This is a genomic window from Novosphingobium sp. BL-S-19 (assembly GCF_055521675.1).
Map to the genome: position 1 here is coordinate 3,081,008 of NZ_CM145498.1, position 16,451 is coordinate 3,097,458.

16 protein-coding genes are annotated in these 16,451 nt (G+C 64.6%); 5 read left to right on the top strand and 11 right to left on the bottom strand.

The annotated features are described in order from the left end of the window. Positions 1-28: 28 nt before the first annotated feature. The 3 genes from fusA to rpsL form a co-directional block, all read right to left on the bottom strand. Entirely contained in the window at positions 29-2,113 is a 2,085-nt protein-coding gene (gene fusA, locus ACZ1JV_RS22835) for an elongation factor G (RefSeq protein ID WP_465135946.1), read from the bottom strand. A 117-nt stretch (positions 2,114-2,230) separates the two neighbouring features. Further along, complete coding sequence (rpsG, locus tag ACZ1JV_RS22840; RefSeq protein WP_379486881.1) at positions 2,231-2,701, bottom strand: 30S ribosomal protein S7; 471 nt, start codon at positions 2,699-2,701, stop codon at positions 2,231-2,233. 195 nt (positions 2,702-2,896) lie between these two features. Continuing rightward, positions 2,897-3,268: a 30S ribosomal protein S12 gene (rpsL, locus tag ACZ1JV_RS22845; protein ID WP_395390960.1), complete on the bottom strand. Its 372-nt coding sequence runs from the start codon at positions 3,266-3,268 to the stop codon at positions 2,897-2,899. Positions 3,269-3,927: 659 nt separating this feature from the next. Between rpsL and ACZ1JV_RS22850 the strand changes: the two genes are divergently transcribed. Then, entirely contained in the window at positions 3,928-4,308 is a 381-nt protein-coding gene (locus tag ACZ1JV_RS22850; protein WP_465150636.1) for an endonuclease domain-containing protein, read from the top strand. A gap of 469 nt (positions 4,309-4,777) precedes the next feature. Continuing rightward, positions 4,778-5,368 (top strand): hypothetical protein, encoded by a 591-nt coding sequence (locus tag ACZ1JV_RS22855; RefSeq protein WP_465150637.1) that lies wholly within the window; start codon positions 4,778-4,780, stop codon positions 5,366-5,368. A 16-nt stretch (positions 5,369-5,384) separates the two neighbouring features. On the opposite strand, the gene ACZ1JV_RS22860 is transcribed toward ACZ1JV_RS22855, so the two are convergent. The 4 genes from ACZ1JV_RS22860 to ACZ1JV_RS22875 are packed head-to-tail and all read right to left on the bottom strand — an operon-like array spanning position 5,385 to position 9,574. Next, positions 5,385-5,882, bottom strand: a complete 498-nt coding sequence (locus ACZ1JV_RS22860; protein ID WP_465150638.1) for a Csu type fimbrial protein — start codon at positions 5,880-5,882, stop codon at positions 5,385-5,387. After that, positions 5,879-8,266, bottom strand: a complete 2,388-nt coding sequence (locus tag ACZ1JV_RS22865; protein ID WP_465150639.1) for a fimbria/pilus outer membrane usher protein — start codon at positions 8,264-8,266, stop codon at positions 5,879-5,881. Before ACZ1JV_RS22865 ends, ACZ1JV_RS22860 begins: the two co-directional genes overlap by 4 nt. 22 nt (positions 8,267-8,288) lie before the next feature. Further along, on the bottom strand, positions 8,289-9,023 hold the full coding sequence (locus ACZ1JV_RS22870; protein ID WP_465150640.1) for a fimbrial biogenesis chaperone: 735 nt from the start codon (positions 9,021-9,023) through the stop codon (positions 8,289-8,291). Further along, entirely contained in the window at positions 9,023-9,574 is a 552-nt protein-coding gene (locus ACZ1JV_RS22875; protein WP_465150641.1) for a Csu type fimbrial protein, read from the bottom strand. The genes ACZ1JV_RS22870 and ACZ1JV_RS22875 overlap by 1 nt, the downstream gene beginning before the upstream one ends. Before the next feature lie 286 nt (positions 9,575-9,860). Between ACZ1JV_RS22875 and ACZ1JV_RS22880 the strand changes: the two genes are divergently transcribed. Next, complete coding sequence (locus ACZ1JV_RS22880) at positions 9,861-10,835, top strand: DUF1254 domain-containing protein (RefSeq protein ID WP_465150642.1); 975 nt, start codon at positions 9,861-9,863, stop codon at positions 10,833-10,835. Between the two features lie 150 nt (positions 10,836-10,985). Continuing rightward, on the top strand, positions 10,986-11,369 hold the full coding sequence (locus ACZ1JV_RS22885; RefSeq protein ID WP_465150643.1) for a hypothetical protein: 384 nt from the start codon (positions 10,986-10,988) through the stop codon (positions 11,367-11,369). An 87-nt stretch (positions 11,370-11,456) separates the two neighbouring features. Here ACZ1JV_RS22885 and ACZ1JV_RS22890 read toward each other — a convergent pair whose 3' ends face one another. Beyond that, complete coding sequence (locus ACZ1JV_RS22890; RefSeq protein WP_465150644.1) at positions 11,457-11,855, bottom strand: hypothetical protein; 399 nt, start codon at positions 11,853-11,855, stop codon at positions 11,457-11,459. Positions 11,856-12,216: 361 nt separating this feature from the next. Here ACZ1JV_RS22890 and ACZ1JV_RS22895 point away from each other — a divergent pair, with 361 nt between their 5' ends. Further along, positions 12,217-12,642 carry a VOC family protein gene (locus ACZ1JV_RS22895; RefSeq protein WP_465150645.1) on the top strand — a complete coding sequence of 142 codons (426 nt, stop codon included), beginning with the start codon at positions 12,217-12,219 and terminating at the stop codon, positions 12,640-12,642. A gap of 62 nt (positions 12,643-12,704) precedes the next feature. Here the strand turns inward: ACZ1JV_RS22895 and ACZ1JV_RS22900 are convergent, their stop codons facing one another. The 3 genes from ACZ1JV_RS22900 to ACZ1JV_RS22910 all read right to left on the bottom strand — a co-directional run bounded on the left by ACZ1JV_RS22900 (position 12,705) and on the right by ACZ1JV_RS22910 (position 16,261). Further along, positions 12,705-14,075 carry an aromatic ring-hydroxylating oxygenase subunit alpha gene (locus ACZ1JV_RS22900; protein ID WP_465152631.1) on the bottom strand — a complete coding sequence of 457 codons (1,371 nt, stop codon included), beginning with the start codon at positions 14,073-14,075 and terminating at the stop codon, positions 12,705-12,707. A gap of 156 nt (positions 14,076-14,231) precedes the next feature. Beyond that, positions 14,232-14,696, bottom strand: coding sequence for a hypothetical protein (locus ACZ1JV_RS22905; RefSeq protein ID WP_465150646.1), 465 nt, complete (start codon positions 14,694-14,696; stop codon positions 14,232-14,234). Between the two features lie 68 nt (positions 14,697-14,764). Next, positions 14,765-16,261, bottom strand: coding sequence for a hypothetical protein (locus ACZ1JV_RS22910; RefSeq protein ID WP_465150647.1), 1,497 nt, complete (start codon positions 16,259-16,261; stop codon positions 14,765-14,767). Positions 16,262-16,451 lie beyond the last annotated feature (190 nt).

Genomic DNA, 16,451 nt, shown 5'->3' on the forward strand with positions numbered 1-16,451 from the left:
GGCGCCGCCCCTAGAATGATCTTGCCGTTTAGGCAAGCTTCTCCTTGACCTCGGCCGCGACGTTCGCCGGGACCTCGTCATAGTGGGAGAAGATCATCGAGTAGTTCGCACGACCCTGGGTGAACGAGCGGAGCTGGTTCACGTAGCCGAACATGTTCGCCAGCGGAACCATCGACTCGACAACCTGAGCGTTACCGCGGCTGTCGGTGCCCTGGATCTGGCCACGACGGCTGTTCATGTCGCCGATGACGTCGCCGAGGTATTCCTCGGGGGTGACGACTTCAACCTTCATGATCGGTTCGAGCAGCTTGATGCCGGCCTTCTGGGCGACTTCACGCATAGCACCGCGACCGGCGATTTCGAAGGCCAGGGCCGACGAGTCGACGTCGTGGTACGCACCGTCGTAGAGGACGATGTCGAAGTCGATGATCGGGAAGCCGACCAGCGAGCCCGAGGCAGCGGTTTCGCGCATGCCCTTTTCGATCGCGGGGATATATTCCTTCGGAATGTTACCGCCCTTGATCTCGTCCTTGAAGGTGATGCCCGAACCGCGCTCGCCCGGCGTGACCTTGATCTTCACGCGACCGAACTGACCGGTACCACCCGACTGCTTCTTGTGGGTGTAGTCCACATCGACAGGCTTCGCGAGGTATTCGCGATAGGCAACCTGCGGAGCGCCGACGTTGGCTTCGACCTTGAACTCGCGACGCATGCGGTCGACGATGATGTCCAGGTGAAGTTCGCCCATGCCCTTGATGATCGTCTGGCCCGACTCGTGATCGGTGGTGACGCGGAACGAGGGATCTTCCGCCGAGAGGCGGTTGAGGGCGACGCCCATCTTTTCCTGGTCGGCCTTGGTCTTGGGCTCAACCGAGAGTTCGATGACCGGTTCGGGGAATTCCATGCGTTCGAGAACGATCGGCGCCTTTTCCGCGCAGAGCGTGTCGCCCGTGGTGGTTTCCTTCATGCCGGCAAGCGCAACGATGTCACCCGCGAAGGCTTCATCGATGTCCTTACGCTCGTTGGCGTGCATCTCGAGGATACGGCCAACCTTTTCCTTCTTCTGCTTCACCGAGTTCAGGTAGGTGCCCTTCGAGAGCGTACCCGAGTAGATGCGGATGAAGGTGAGCGAACCCACGAACGGGTCGTTCATGACCTTGAAGGCCAGCGCCGAGAACGGAGCGTTGTCTTCCGGCGGACGGCTGTCGGCCTCGTCGCTGTCGACCTTGACGCCCTGGACGTCTTCGATGTCGAGCGGCGAAGGCAGATAGTCGACAACGGCGTCGAGCAGCGACTGAACGCCCTTGTTCTTGAACGCCGAGCCGCAAACGACCGGGACGAACGAGTGGTTCAGCGTGCCCTTGCGGATCAGCGACTTCAGGGTGGCTACATCGGGCTCGTTGCCTTCGAGGTAAGCTTCCATGACCGCATCGTCCTGCTCGACAGCGAGTTCGAGCAGCTTTTCACGGTATTCGGCAGCTTCGTCGACGAGGTCGGCCGGGATTTCTTCGTAGAAGAATTCGGCGCCGAGCGATTCATCCTTCCAGATGATCGCGCGGTTGTTGACCAGGTCAACCAGGCCCTTCAGGTCGGATTCGAGGCCGATCGGAATGTAGAGCACGGCCGGGGTCGCACCGAGGCGGTCGATGATCGACTGCACGCAGTACTTGAAGTTCGCACCGGTACGGTCGAGCTTGTTGATGAAGCACATGCGCGGAACGCCGTACTTGTCGGCCTGGCGCCACACGGTTTCCGACTGCGGCTCAACGCCGGCAACGCCGTCGAAGCATGCGACCGCACCGTCGAGCACGCGCAGCGAGCGTTCGACTTCGATGGTGAAGTCGACGTGCCCGGGGGTGTCGATGATGTTGATGCGGTATTCCTGGCCCTCGGAAGTCCAGAAGCAGGTGGTCGCAGCCGAGGTGATGGTGATGCCGCGTTCCTGCTCCTGCTCCATCCAGTCCATGGTAGCAGCGCCGTCGTGGACTTCGCCGATCTTGTAGGACTTGCCGGTGTAGTAGAGGATACGCTCGGTAGTGGTGGTCTTACCGGCGTCGATGTGCGCCATAATACCGATGTTACGGTACATATTGAGCGGATGGCTGCGTGCCATGGTGAGAATCCTTAGCAGGAGTGTTTCGGGAGCGAGGCGGCCTTCAGATAAGACCTCGCCCCCTGAAATAAAAGTGTGACGCCCGGATGACCGATCACCCGGGCCCACACACGCGCATTACCAGCGGTAGTGCGAGAAGGCGCGGTTCGCGTCCGCCATGCGGTGCGTGTCTTCGCGCTTCTTCACGGCATTGCCGCGGTTGTTGGCAGCATCGAGCAGCTCGCCCGACAGACGCGCCGCCATGGTGGTCTCGGGACGGTTGCGGGCGGCCGTGATCAGCCAGCGGATGGCGAGAGCCTGGGCACGCTCCGGACGGACTTCGACCGGAACCTGATAGGTCGCACCACCGACGCGGCGGCTGCGGACTTCGATCTGCGGCTTCACGTTGTTCAGGGCATCGTGGAACAGCTGGACCGGATCGGCCTTGGCGCGGGTTTCCATGGTTTCCATGGCACCGTAGACGATCGATTCAGCGACCGACTTCTTACCATCGAGCATGAGGTTGTTCATGAACTTCGACAGAACCTGATCACCGAACTTCGGATCAGGCAGGATTTCCCGCTTCTCGGGACGACGACGACGTGACATTTTTTAAACTCCAAAAGGTCCGGAGCGTAGCGGAGGTCTTCAACCGTCATCCCAGCGAAAGCTGGGACCGCTGGCCTCACTGGGCGCTCGGTATGTTTCCTGTCTTCAAGGTCGCTTCAGGCTGCCAGCGGTCCCAGTCCGAAGTTTCCTTGGCGCTGGGATGACGGGCTTCCTGCCGCGAGCCTTGCGAGCGGCTTACTTCGGACGCTTGGCGCCGTACTTCGAGCGCGACTGCTTACGATCCTTGACGCCCTGCGTGTCGAGCACGCCGCGCAGGATGTGGTAGCGCACGCCGGGAAGGTCGCGAACGCGGCCGCCGCGGATGAGCACGACCGAGTGCTCCTGAAGGTTGTGGCCTTCACCGGGGATGTACGAAATGACTTCGCGGCTGTTGGTCAGACGCACCTTGGCAACCTTACGGAGAGCCGAGTTCGGCTTCTTCGGGGTCGTGGTGTAAACGCGGGTGCAAACGCCGCGCTTCTGCGGGTTCTGCTCCATCGCAGGGACCTTCGACTTGGTCTTCTGCGGTTCGCGGCCCTTGCGGACCAGCTGGTTGATAGTGGGCATCTATACTCTTCTTTCGAAATGTGGAGTGCGATGGATCCGGGCCGAAACGCCCGGATAGACCGGATCGGCACGGACCCGTCGCACCCCGTGGTCCACGGGCCGACGCATTTCGAAAAGGAAGAGTGAGGTCACGTACGGCGGAAGTTTCGAAAACCGCATCGTCATCCCAGCGAAAGCTGGGACCGCTGCCGGTTTACGCCCACCTTTCGGCGGGAACCGTCGCACGTGAGCCGAAAAACACTCCACCCGGCCGATAAGGCGCCGGATTACTTTGCCACCGCTTCCGCGAAGCCCTCACCCCGAATCGGGCATGATGGTTTCGGATGGGCCGATCCACCGCCAAACAGCGGTAAAGCCCCCGGAAAAGCTGACGTGACAATGTTCAGCTCTATGTCGTTTCCTGAGGGCAGACCCACAGGAGATGCGCGCCCTTAGGAGATTTGGGGGTTGGGGTCAAGGTTGGGGTGAGTTTGCCCACCCCGCTGCGACTAACTTCGCTACGCTTCGTAAGTCTCGCGGCCCTCCCGCCTGCGGGAGGGCTTTGTTGCGCTGAAACTCCCCTCCCGCAAGCGGGGGGGGTTGGGGGTGGGCTTTCGCTGCCCTTACCCGTTTCAGCACTTTAACTACTAGCGCATCGGCTCTTCCATCACCCTCTCGCGATGCGCCCTTTTCAGCCTCGCAACACCGTTCGCGCCCGAGAACTTCGGCGCCAAGCCACACCGGCGGAGCGGCTGCTTTGGCACTACCTTTCGCGATCACAGCTGGGCGCCAAGTTCAGCAGGCAGATGCCGGTGGGCCCGTATTTCGCGGACTTCCTCTGCCGGGAATTGGGTCTTGTGGTCGAACTCGATGGCTGGTCGCATGAAGTCCGGGTTGAGCATGACGTTGCCCGTGATCGCTGGATGATCGCGCATGGACTTCGCGTGCTGCGGTTCTCGAACGCGATGGTGCGGGGCGATCTGGAAAGCGTGGTTACTGCGATCCGGGAAGAAGTTGCGGGGTTGCTGCGGCGGCGGGAGGGCCCACCCCGCTGCGACTAGGCAGCAAGCTGCCAAGTCTCGCGGCCCTCCCGCCTGCGGGAGGGCTGAATTGCTCTGCCATCTAGCCGTAGCGCTGGAACTCCCCTCCCGCAGGCGGGAGGGGTTGGGGGTGGGCTTTCAATGCCCCCTCGTGACAAACCATTTTCCTACACACTGCCGCTCACGGTACACCGTCCCGCCAAGGGGAAATCAGGTCCAACAGCGTGAGCGAGGTTGCCTCATGTCCTCCACGAAACGTTCGGGTGCCCGGGCGGGTTTGAACTCTTCTGATAGGGCAGCGCTTGGCCGCGCCCCCTCCACCGCCTGCGGCGGTCCCCCTCCCCCAGAGGGGGAGGATCTGGTGGGTTCCGGCGCTGGTAGGGCTAGGCCGCGAGTCCCCTCCACCATCCGCAATGCGGATGGTCCCCCTCCCCGTATCGGGGAGGACTTGTTTTGCGCTTCGAAGCGGCCGGGGCGGCGGACTTCGCGGGTGGCGTTCTTCGAGGATGAACCCGACGCCGACGATCCGCTGCTGGGCTTTGCGCCCTATCTCCACAAGGCGCCGCGGGGCAACTCGATCACGCCGGAGCGGCAGCGCGCCTTTATCGCCGCGCTCGCGGCCACCGGCATCGTCACGCAGGCGGCGCGGACGGTGGGCGCCTCCATGGAGGCGCTCTACAAGCTGCGCGCCCTGCCCGGCGCCGAAGGCTTCGCCGCCGCGTGGGAAATGGCCATCGACCGGGGCATGGCCCGGCTGGAGGACTGCGCGCTGGAGCGCGCGATCCGGGGCGAGGAACGGCCGGTGGTCAGCCGGGGGGAAGTGGTGGCCACTTATATCCGCCATGATACGCCGTTGATGCTGTTCCTGCTGCGCCAGCGCCGCGCGCACCGCTATGGCGCGGATGTGGACTTGCGGCCGGGCTCGCCCACCTATGAGCGCATTCGTGCGGAGATCGAGGCGGAATATCCCTCGGTGGAAGAAATACGCGCCTCGATCCAGGCCAAGGTGGCGCGGCTGCGCGAGGAAGTGGAGGCGCGCAAGGCGCGTGAGGCTGCCGATGCACGCGAGGCTTTGGACTGAGCGCGGCCCGCAGGCTTCAATACGTGACGGTGATCGTCACCGTATCCGAATAACTGCCTATGGGAACATTCTGGAGCGCCGGAATGCGCCCATAGGCCGTGGCGCTGGACGTGAAATTCAGCAGGCCGTTGAGCGGCACTTGCACGATGGGCGCGCCGCCGGTGCCGTTGCCCCAGATGATGCTGTAGGCCGGGTCCGAATAGATGTTGTAATAGAGCAGATTGCTGCCTGAGATCATGCGCCGCGCGGCGACGTTGTTGGACCCGCCGGTGCTGAGGGCGATGTCGGCGGTGCTGAGCACGCTGGCGACGCTGGTGCAACTGATGGTCACGGTGGCGTTGACGTCCCTGGGGGCGGCGGAGGTCTGGTCGTAAGTGCCGAAGGCCATGGGCGTGGTGCTGACGGTGCAGGAACAGAGGCACAGCGCCTGCGCCGGTTCGGCAGGCAGGATCAAGCCGCAGAGGGCGAGCATAGCGGGCAGGAGACCGGTAGCTTTGCGCCGGATCGGGATCATGGCCCGGCGATCCGCGGTTCGGGCTGGCAGGCGGCCTCGATCGGATGGGCCAGCACGTCGGCGGGGGCGGCGCCTCCCAGGCGGACGATGCAGTGGCCGCCCCGCCCGTCCGCAATGCGCAGCACGGCGTGGGGAACGAAGTCCTCAAGGTAGATTTCGCCGTCGTGGCCGGTGAGCGTTACCGTAGCGGGGCTGGCGGTGGCGGCTGTGGGGCGGGGGCGGCCCTGCGGTTCGATCACCACTTCGCGGCCGGCCTCGAGCGGCACGCCGGCAAGGTCCACCACGCGCAAGCGCGCGGGGTGGGTATCGCGCTTGCCGAAGGTGACTTTCACCGCCTTGCCCCAACCGGGGGTGACGGTCTGCTCCACATCGCCCAGCGGCACTTCGATGGGGATTCTGGCGGGATCGATGCCGACGCGATTGGCGACATAGGGCGCAAGGCCGGTGACGATGACGTGGCTGGCTTTGCCGATCTTGCCAGCGCTCTCCGGCATGGTGTCGGGCATCGGTACCGGGCGGTTTTCCAGCATGACCACCGCGCCGGGATCGCCGGCGATGTCCACCACGGCGAAGGCGTCTCCCACGCGCTGCGTGGCGGCCAGCCCTCCCCCCGCGGCGACGAGCGCGCCGCGCGCCTCGACCCGGGTGAACAGGGCCTGTTCGCGGTAGAGGCCGGCCACTTCGATATCTCCGGCGGTAGTGCGCAGCGTCGCCATGCCTTCGGCCCAGCCCGCGCCATGGTTCTCGCGGCCGATACCCACGCGGTAGCCAAGGCCGGCGTCGGTGGGCACGGCCTTGTCGTAAAGGGCGGAGACTTGCTGTGAATCCGCGCTGAAAGAGAGGTGGCGCGTGCGGCCCAGCGGCAGGGTGACCATGCCGAACAGCCAGTTCGACCGGCCATCGTCGCCGCTCTGCCGCTGCGCGCCGAAGCTGACGAAAGCGTCGCCCAGCATGATCGAATAGCTCGCGGAGGCCAGCGTGCTGCGCGAAGGGCCGGTGCGGGTGGAAAGGTAGCCAAGGTTGACCGACCCCGCGCGGCCCATCGCCAGACTGCCCGAAAACGCCAGTTCGCGCCGGGCGCCGGGGGTGATCCAGGGGTCGCCTACCTGACGATAGTCGGCACTCATCGCGCGGTAGCTGGCGGTGACGCCGTAAGCGTGCGTCAGCCGCTGGGCCTGAACCTGGAACAAGGTGCCGGTCCGCCCCCCACTGGTGGAGAGCGCGCCGGCAAGGCGGATCTCGCCCAGCGGCTGCACCACCAGTTGCCCGCCGAAACCGCCGACCGTCACCCCCGCGCCGCTTTCCAGCCGGCTCTCCAGCGTGAGGGTCGAAGTCAGGCCGTACCGCAGCGACGCCGCACCGAAGCCGGCGCCGTAATCGAAGCTGCGGATGCCGTAGTTCCGCCGCAGCAGCCCGCCCTCCAGCGAGAAATCGGCAAGGCCGTCGCGTAGCTGGCTGGTGCTGGCGTAGAAGCTGCGCGTCACCACGCGCTGGTTGCCGGCGACGTCGCGCACGATCATCGTCACGTCCCCCGCGCCGCTGAACTGCGGGCGGTAGGCATAGCTGAACAGCCCCGGCTCCACCGCGAAATCGCGCACCCCCTCCCGCGCGGCCAGCTCCACGGTCGATGGCAGCGCCGATCCCCCCTGCAGCACCGGCAAGGGATATGTGAGGCGCGAGGGGTCGAGCGAGAAATCGGTGCCGATGCGGATGCCGCCGAAGCGCACGGGCTGGCTCCATGCCGATCCGTTGCCCAGCGTATCGCCCACCACCAGCCGGATGCGGCGCCCGGGAAAGTCCAGCGTATAGGCCGTGTCCAGCCGCACGTTCGGCGTCCTGCCGGTGCCGACAAGGCCGGTGGCCGCCAGCACCCCCCAGCCCCCCGAAACCCCCGCATCGAGCAGCGCGGAAAAGGCGGTGGTCCGGCGGTCCTGCGTGAAGGTCAGGTCATAGTCGATATAGGCCGCCGGGATCGACCGGCTGACCGCAACCGGGCTATCGGGCGGCCCGATCCGCAACGGGCCGTAGCGCTCTGCCGAAACCTCGATCAGCAGCAGCGTGCCGCTGGCGTCCAGCCGCGCGCTCACCCCCGGCACTTCGTCCAGCGCGACGTAATCCTCCCCCGCCAGCGTGATCGAGACTGCCTTTTGCGTGCCCCCGGCAGGAAGCGGAACCCCGCAGGCGGCAAGATCGGCCCGGCGCAGATGCAGTCGCTTCCCGATCATCACCAAGAGCCCGTTGCAGCCGCGATCCTGCCCGTTGACCACCACGCCCACCGGCATTGCCGCCGGTACGGAAGCCGGCGCGCCGGCTGCGGCACCCGCCGTCCGGGCCGAAAGGGCCAGCACGGCCACCGCAAGCAGGAAAACATGGCGGGAAGACACCGGGAATGGCCCATGACGCCGCTCAAGGCCCCGCGCGTGCGCGCAGGTCAAGCGAACCGTCGGGCGTGCTGGCGCGCACCGATTCGGGCGCACCGACAAATCCGGCCGGCAGGGGCAATTCCACGCGCCCGCCGGCGAGGACGTAGAAGCTCTTGGCAATCGCCGCGTTTCCGCCGCCGCGGCGCGTCAGATCCAGCGAGAGCACTTGCGCATGCCGCCGCCCCCGGTTCTCCACCACCAGCGCGCCGCCCGGGGCCAGTCCGCCGCCGTCGCCGCCGCCGTCACCGATGGACCAGACAAGATCGGGTTGCGCATCGGCCGGCGCGCGGAAGACGGGAACGCTGATCCGCAGCAATGTGCGGATCCCCCCGTTGGCCGGGCCGGGCCGGGGCAGCTCGTCCAGCACCATCCGCCAGCTCTGTTCGCCCGCGCCGCTGACGGGGGGCAGGCCGCAACGCACCAGCCGCTCCTCCTTGCCGCCCAGGGTTACGATCGTGGGGTTGATCTGAAAGCCCGGATCGTCGCTCAGCACATCGGCGCCGGCCGCATCCTTCGACCAGGCAAAGCCGCGCACTTGCACCGAGACGGGCGCATCCTCGTCATTGGAGATCTTCAGGCTGCAGAACCGCGCATCGGCCGCCACTTCAACGCGGATCGGCATGATCCGCAGACTGCCTGCCTGTGCCGATGGGGAAATGCCGGCCGCCGCAGCCGCCGCGATCGCCACAGCCAGCGCCCGGCCACCGCGCGCGGGCATCAATAGTTGACCGTGACCGTGACCGTATCCGTATAGGCGCCCGCCGGCACATTCTGCAGCGCGGGAATCCGGCCGTAAACGGTGAGCGAGGCGGCCGAGGTCGTCGCCGTGGCGGAGGCCGGCGTATCGGTGCCCGGCGTGTTGCCCCAATTGTTGGTGCGGCCGGAATCGCGATAGAGCGTGTAGTTCAGCGCGTTGGCGCTCAGCAGCATCTGCCGCGTCGTCACCGTGGCGCCGCCAGTGGTGCCGGCATTGAGCCCCACGGTGTAGACAGTGCCAGTCGTACAGTTGACGGTGATGGTGCTGGTCCCGTCCAGCGGCGTTGCCGACAGCGGGTTGTACGATCCGAAGGCCAGGGCCGTTGCCGAAACGGTGCACGAAGGCTGGACCGTCGCCGTGACGGCGATCGTGGTGGTGGTGGTGGCCGCCTGCGCAGAATCGGGTGATGCGATCGCGAACGCGGTTACCGCAAGCGTAAGGAAACCGGCCTTGCAAACGTTTGTGAAAAGCCGCTTCCGACGCGTGGCGAATTGAAAGACAAGATTTTCCATGCCCAGGAGTATGCTTGAAAATCCTTGACGCTGGCTGGCTGGCGCCCCTGCGGACTCTACCTAGTTGCCTGTGTTCCCCGTGACTTGAAGGGTTAAGAGCCGGGGAAAGATCGCGGGGCGGCCGGCAGGCGCTTTCGCCCTGCCGCCTATCCGGCTGTGGAAAGGCCCGATATGCGACCTACCGATCCGCCGAACCACCGCTTCCGGGTATTCCCCGATTTCCCGCTTCCCGGCCGGCCCCCAAAGTTGGCCGGACCAGATTGGCCGGAAAAGGGAGTTTGCGACTATGTCCGATCGATCCGCCTTCGCCCCCCCGATCCCGGTGACACCGGAAAACTTCCTGCGGGCCGAATCCGATCTCTACTTCACCGCCGTGGCCGTGCGCGAAGGCGGCTTCGGCAAATTCGAACATAAGCGAGAGCTTTCCCCGATCGATCAGCAAAACGTGATCCGCCAGAACCGCGATACGCTCTATTCGGCCGCCGTCTTCGATCTCGAAGCCGGCCCGGTGACGATCACCATGCCCGATGCGGGCGGGCGCTTCATGTCCTTGCAGATCATCGACGAGGATCAGTTCGTGCCGGGTGTCTATTACGATGCCCGGCCGCACCGGCTGGTGCGGGAAGAGATCGGCACCCGCTATGCCATGGCCGCCGTGCGCACGCTGGTCGATCCCGATGATCCCGCCGATCTTGCCGCGGCCCACGCCCTGCAGGACGCCATCAGGGTCGATCAGATCGATATCGGCAGCTTCGCGCCGCCCACCTGGGACCACGCGAGCCAGGACGAAGTGCGCAGCGCACTGCTGACGCTGGCCCGGCACATGCCCGATACCAGCAAGGGCTTCGGCCCGCGCGGCAAGGTCGACCCCGTGCAGCGGCTGATCGGCGGCGCCATGGGCTGGGGCGCCAATCCGCCCGAGGATGCAATGTACGTCAATGCCACGCCGCCACAGAACGATGGCCAGACCGCCTATCGCCTGACGGTCAGGGACGTGCCGGTGGACGCCTTCTGGTCGGTGATCGTCTATGACGAGAAAGGCTTCATCCCCGCCAATGACAAGGGCGTCTATTCCTTCAACAGCATCACCGCGAAGAAGGATGCCGATGGGTCGATCACGATCCAGTTCGGCGGAGAGGACACCGGCGGCAATTGCATCCCGATCGTGCCGGGCTGGAACTACATGGTCCGCCTCTACCGCCCGCGCCGCGAAGTGCTGGACGGATCGTGGACATTCCCGGCGGCGCAGCCGGTGGGGTGATCGCGCGCGGAGGCCAGCGGCACGGATCATGCCTTGGTTTTACGGGAAGGTGGGGTTGTTGTGCCAGCTTTCTGTACTGACCGCTTTTGCGGGGCAAGCAGACATTCATGATGTGTTTCACGAAACGATCTTCAAGCTAGAAAAACACCAGTGTTTCGCTACCTTTTCGGTATGAAACTCGAGAAGCTAAGCGCAATCTTTCGCAAACGCCCAACCACGCAAAACCCAGAGGTCAAGGCCGTTCTATCGAGCCCAGTCCATTGTGAAACACATGGACCGCAACCTGAAACCTTTGTTTGTCAGCATATTGCCGTCGGTCTCATTCAGCATGACCGCGTGGGCTTCTTCTGGACGCAAGAAGATCCGACAAATCCTCATCCAGACGCGTGGTGTTCGGAATGTGAGGAAAGGGTGAAATTGACCGATGGTGAATGGATTGGGGAAGCTGGAGAGCACCTGAAACCGAAGATCATGTGTGGTCAGTGTTACGAGGTCGCCAAGGAATTTCATATGGGGGGTGACCCTTGGCATTAACATCCGCAAAGTCGGCGTGTCCGGAAGGGCAAGTTTCGGAATAAATTTCTGAAAATCCGCCATTCGCTTTGTCGGGGCAAGCGGGCATCAGTTTAAGCGGAATAAACGCCGAAGCCTTTCGCTCCAAGACACCTGATTGACTGCACGACCTTCCACGCCTCCAAGGCGAGCGGACGGCTGGCCCGCAAACAAGATGTTCAGCATATCTTTGGTGAGGCCGTCAGGGATCGCCACAATTGCCGAAGTAGAATCTTGACGCTGGCCATCGATGAAAACTTCAACGGTTTTCGCACTTGCCCACACGACGACATGGTCCGATGCCCATTCGATGTCACCGATCGCATTCTCTTCGAGATTGCTTGATGCCTTTAAGGCGACAGTGGATTTCGCCGGGATCACGAATTCTTCAGCCCATGGCTCAAGCCAGACGACGAGTTCATCCGGCCCGGGGTTCGAAAGGCTCCAGTCACAATTGATGATCGCCATCCGTGCAACATTTCAGAAGACCTTCGTGTCCGCAACGTGGGCGATCCGGAAAGGCAGGTTTCAGATTAAAATCGTGCAATCTGCCAGTCCGATTTTGGGCGCGCCGTCTCTATGATCGGGATTGCGGGCAAGCGGCCTCTGTTCTGACTTGCTGGGTTTTAGCCCCACCCCGCTCAGCCTGAGCGGGGTGGGGAGAGTGTGCCGCGGGCTGCTGCGAGCAAACTTCCTCGTTATCACAAGGCGGGAGGGGTTGCCGGTGAGCCCCTCGATGTTCGAAATGGAGCGAGCGGACTCCCGGCACCCCGATTGTCCGCGTCACGCACCTGGCGCTATCATGCGAGCGACCATCGGAGCGCGGCCAATGAGCGATACCTTCCGAGAAACCTCAATCGAAGCGCAACCCCTCATCGCGGTGCAGGACGTTCGAGCAAGCAGCCGATGGTATACGTCGCTGCTGAACGCCGACGCACTGCCGGAACATCCCCACCGCGACCGGTACGACCGCCTGTTTTGCGGCGGCAGGCTGGTGTTGCAACTGCATGGTTGGGATGTCGAGAACCACCCAAACCTCGTCAATCCACGGGAAGCCAGACCGGGACACGGCGTTCTCCTGTGGTTTGAAGTCACCGATTTCGATGCCGCGCTGGATCGGGTCTACACGCTGAAGGCAGACATCGTCGAAGGACCTCTGGTAAACCCTGCGCCCATGCACAGGGAAATCTGGCTGAGAGATCCCGACGGCTATGTCGTGGTCATAGCCAGTCGGGACGGTGAAGCCGGCGCGTGATGCGGCCGTACGCGGGGAAGCCCGCTCGCTCCGCGTTTCCCCTGCCGTGCGGGTCGGCCCCCTCAGTCGATATCCAGCAGCCTTGGCGCGCTCATGCCATCCATGAAATTGGCAAGGTTGCGATGGAGGTTGATGACCTTCTGTTCCTGATGCGGGTTGGGCAGCGGGCCGCGGAAGCCGGAGGACTTCATGCCCTTCTGCACGAACTGCATGTTGGAGAAGTCCTGCGCCAGAACCGAGCCCCAGTTCTCACCGATCGGATCGGCATAGACCCACTCCGTCACCGGCTCCTCGCCTTCGGGGAAGCGTTCTAGGGCGTAGCTTTCGAACACGCACTTGTCCGGATCGTCGCCGTAGGGGCGCACGCGGTAGCAGAGCGCGAAAGTCTCGCCGTGGAGGATGTTCTGGTTGGGGAACAGGCCCCAGGCGAGGCCGCCTTCCTTCTTGATCTCCGGCGGGACTTCCGGCCAGACCACCCCGCGCGCGGCGTCGTCCGCCTTCGCCGACTTGAGCCAGTGGGCGATGATCTCGCCCGGCGTGGCGGTTTCGGGCAGTTCGTCCACCAGACGGCTGGCGGCGTTGACCAGCGTTTCGGTGGAGGCGGAGTAGTTCACCGTCTCGTAGTTTTCACGGATCAGTTCGTAGGTGGAGACGCGGGCGTCATCCCCCTTCCCGGCGCGGGTGGTGCCGGCGCTTTCGCTCATCTGGAACTTGCTGTCGCGGGTGTCGTAACTGGAGACCGAGTGCAGGCCGTACTGCTTGGACAGCGCGTAGTAATCGCCATAGGCCAAGAGCTGCGTGTGGGTGCCGGCGACGTGGTAGGGTTCCAGGAACGCCTCGATCGCGGTCTTCCAGTTGCAGTCGTAGATCGCCCACTGGCGCCACTTGTAGTGCATGCCGGCAAGGTCGAAATGATCGAGGATCTCCCCCGCGCGGCCCATCCATTCCTTCAGCGGCACCGCATCGGGGTCCATGCTGATGTAGATGTAGCCGCCCCAGGTATCGACCTGCACGTCCGACAGGCAGGTCATTTCCGGCGTCAGCTTGTTGTGCCAGTCCTGCGGGTCGAGGATGTAGGTGTTCTGGCCGTCGAGATCGAAGGTCCAGCCGTGGAAGCCGCAGATGAAGCTCTTGCGGTTGTTGCCGCGCACATCGTGGACTTTGCCGGGCAACATGCTGGGCACCGAGACGAGCTGGCGGCCGCGATGCGGGCAGACGTTGTGGAAGGCCTTCAGCGTGCCATCGTCCTTGCGCAGCACGATGATCGATTCGTCGGCGACGTCGTAAGTCATCCAGTCGCCGGGATTGGGCAGGTCGCTCTCGCGCTCCACCATCTGCCAGACCTTGGGCCAGAGCAGCTTCTTTTCCGCTGCAAGGTAGTCCTTCGAGAGGAAGGCGGTGGTGGGATAAGTGGCGAGGCGTTCCTCGTCCATGTCCTTGGCGGTCAGCGTGGCCGTTTTGGTGCCCGTCTCTTTCACGTGGCCTCTCCTGTTATCAACAGGACTGTTCATTAAGCCATCGCCGGGGCGAGGGCCAGAGGGCTTCTGCGCATGATCGCTGCCGGGATGGATGCGCGCGAAGGACGCGATTCAGGCGCGGTTTTCCAGTTCTTCCACCAGGGTGCGCAGTTGCTTGAGGGCGGCGCGAAGGGCCTCCTTGTCCTCCTTGCGATCTGACGTGCGCAGGGTTTTAAGGTCGCTGCTCACCTGCTTCACGCTGTGGAGGGCGGTGTCCTTCTTGATCGTATCGATGCGTTTCTTGAGGGTGGCGACCTCTTTGAACGCCTTGTCCGTCTCGTGATCCGGCTGCCGCTCCACCAGCAGGCTCAGCGCATCGAGCATCTTGCCGATCTGCCGGCCATAGCTTTCCTGCGCTAGGATCGCTTGCTCGGTACCCGGCGCGCTGGAGTTCTGCGGGTTGACGATCACATTGCCGAACGACCAGCCGGAATTGATCGACTGCGCCAGAGCCTGCGGCGCCAGCACCAGTTTCGTGCCGAAATCGGTCCAGGGCTTCCACAGCGCAGCCCAATCGTCGAGCGTCGTAGCAGTCATCGTGGCCCCCGCAGCAAGCAAAGCGATGCGCGGATCATGCCCTCTCGGTGCGTCCAGCGCCAGCGCCGTCAGGCGTGCTTCCGGAAATCCGCCGCCGGGATCGGGCCGATCAGTTCGCCATCGTCCCACTCGACGCGGCGGTAGCGGTTCTCGTCCAGGCCCAGCGGAGGCAGCGGGGTGTAGACATAGCGGCTGAAGGCATAGACCCGGCGCGCCGGCAGCAGCGCGGCACGGACTTGCCGGACCGGGGTGATGCGGCCGCGATAGCCGCCGAAGGCCCAGGCGTCGGTCGGGGCGCGGCTGGCCATGACCACCAGCGGGAACGGGCAGCCGCCGCGCCGGAATTCCAGCATGCAGGCCTGCTGGACCACCAGCCCCACCGATTCGTGCGAGACCAGCAACGCCGCATGGGGTGTCTGCGCGACCGTCTGCACGGTGCGGCGCCAGTCCTGCGGCTCGGGTATCCAGACGAGCGTGACCAGTTCGTAGAGCCCCACCGCCGCCATCACCGCCAGCGTCGCGCCGCGCGCCGTGGTACCGAGGATCTTACCCCTCCCCGCCAGCGCGGCAGCAGCGAGCAGGACGGTGAAGCTGGCGCACCAGTGCAAGGTGTAGTCGGAGATGATCGGATGGATCCGGTCCGCCACCTTGAACGCCATCAACGCGCCAAGGACGATGAACAGCGCCAACCGCGTCGCACGGTCGCGGAAGGTGCGGATGACGCCCACCGCCATCAGCGCCGCCATCAGCCCCGAACCGATCTCGCCATCCAGCAGCAATTGCAGGTTCACGCTGGAGAGCCAGTCGTCGAACGACAGCCGCTCTATCCAGGCGATATTGGCGGAGGCGGCGTGGACCTGTGCCGCCGCGATCCACAGCGCCCAGCCGGACAGGAGCGCAACCGCAAGGTTCGCCGCGAACAGCCGTACCAGCGCGCCGCGCCCGACGCCCCGGCGCAAGGCCGCTTCCGCCAGCACCGCCAGCATTGCGACCGGCGGCCAGAGCAGCATCGTCGTATGGCTGTAGATCGCCACCACCGCGCCCCCGGCATAGAGCGCCCAGCCCCGCAGCGGATGCGGCCCCTCCTCCTCCAAAGCCGCCAGCAGGCCGATGAACGAGACCGTCACCGCCAGCTTCGCCAGCACATAGCCGCGCAGATATTCGGACTGATAGATGTCGGAGGGCGACAGCGCGAAAAGCAGCACCGCCATCGCCGCCGCCGCCCAGCCCCAGCGCCGTCCGGCAAGGCGCGCGACCAGCCCGATCTGCGTCAGAGACAGCAGCAGCGGCAGCAGGCGCAGCGCCGGCTGGCTGTCCGGCACCGCCATGCGCCACAGCTTCAGCAGTGTGTAGAACAGCGGCGGGTTCGTCTCCCGCAGCATCCACGGCCCCCACAGTTCCGCGAAGGATCGGCCGGAGAAATAGAGCGAGGCATATTCGTCGAAACCCAGCGGCGCCGGTTCCTGCCGCAGCCGCAAGGCCAGCGTCAGCGCGAAAGTGGCCGCCAGCGCGCCAAGCGGCAGCAGTCCTGCGAGCACCGAACGCGATTGCAGCCTGGCGTACATTCGTTTCCCCCGAGGGAGCGCACGCAGCGTCCCCCATCCCCCCGGATGTTCGGGCCGATGTTTAGCCGCAGAGCGTCAGCGTGCAAGTGCCCGCTATCGCGCACGCGCTTGGCCTTTGGCGTATCCGTGCCGAACATAAAAAAAGCGGGCCCCGAATTGCTCGGAGCCCGCCCGTTTTCTGTCGGAGTAC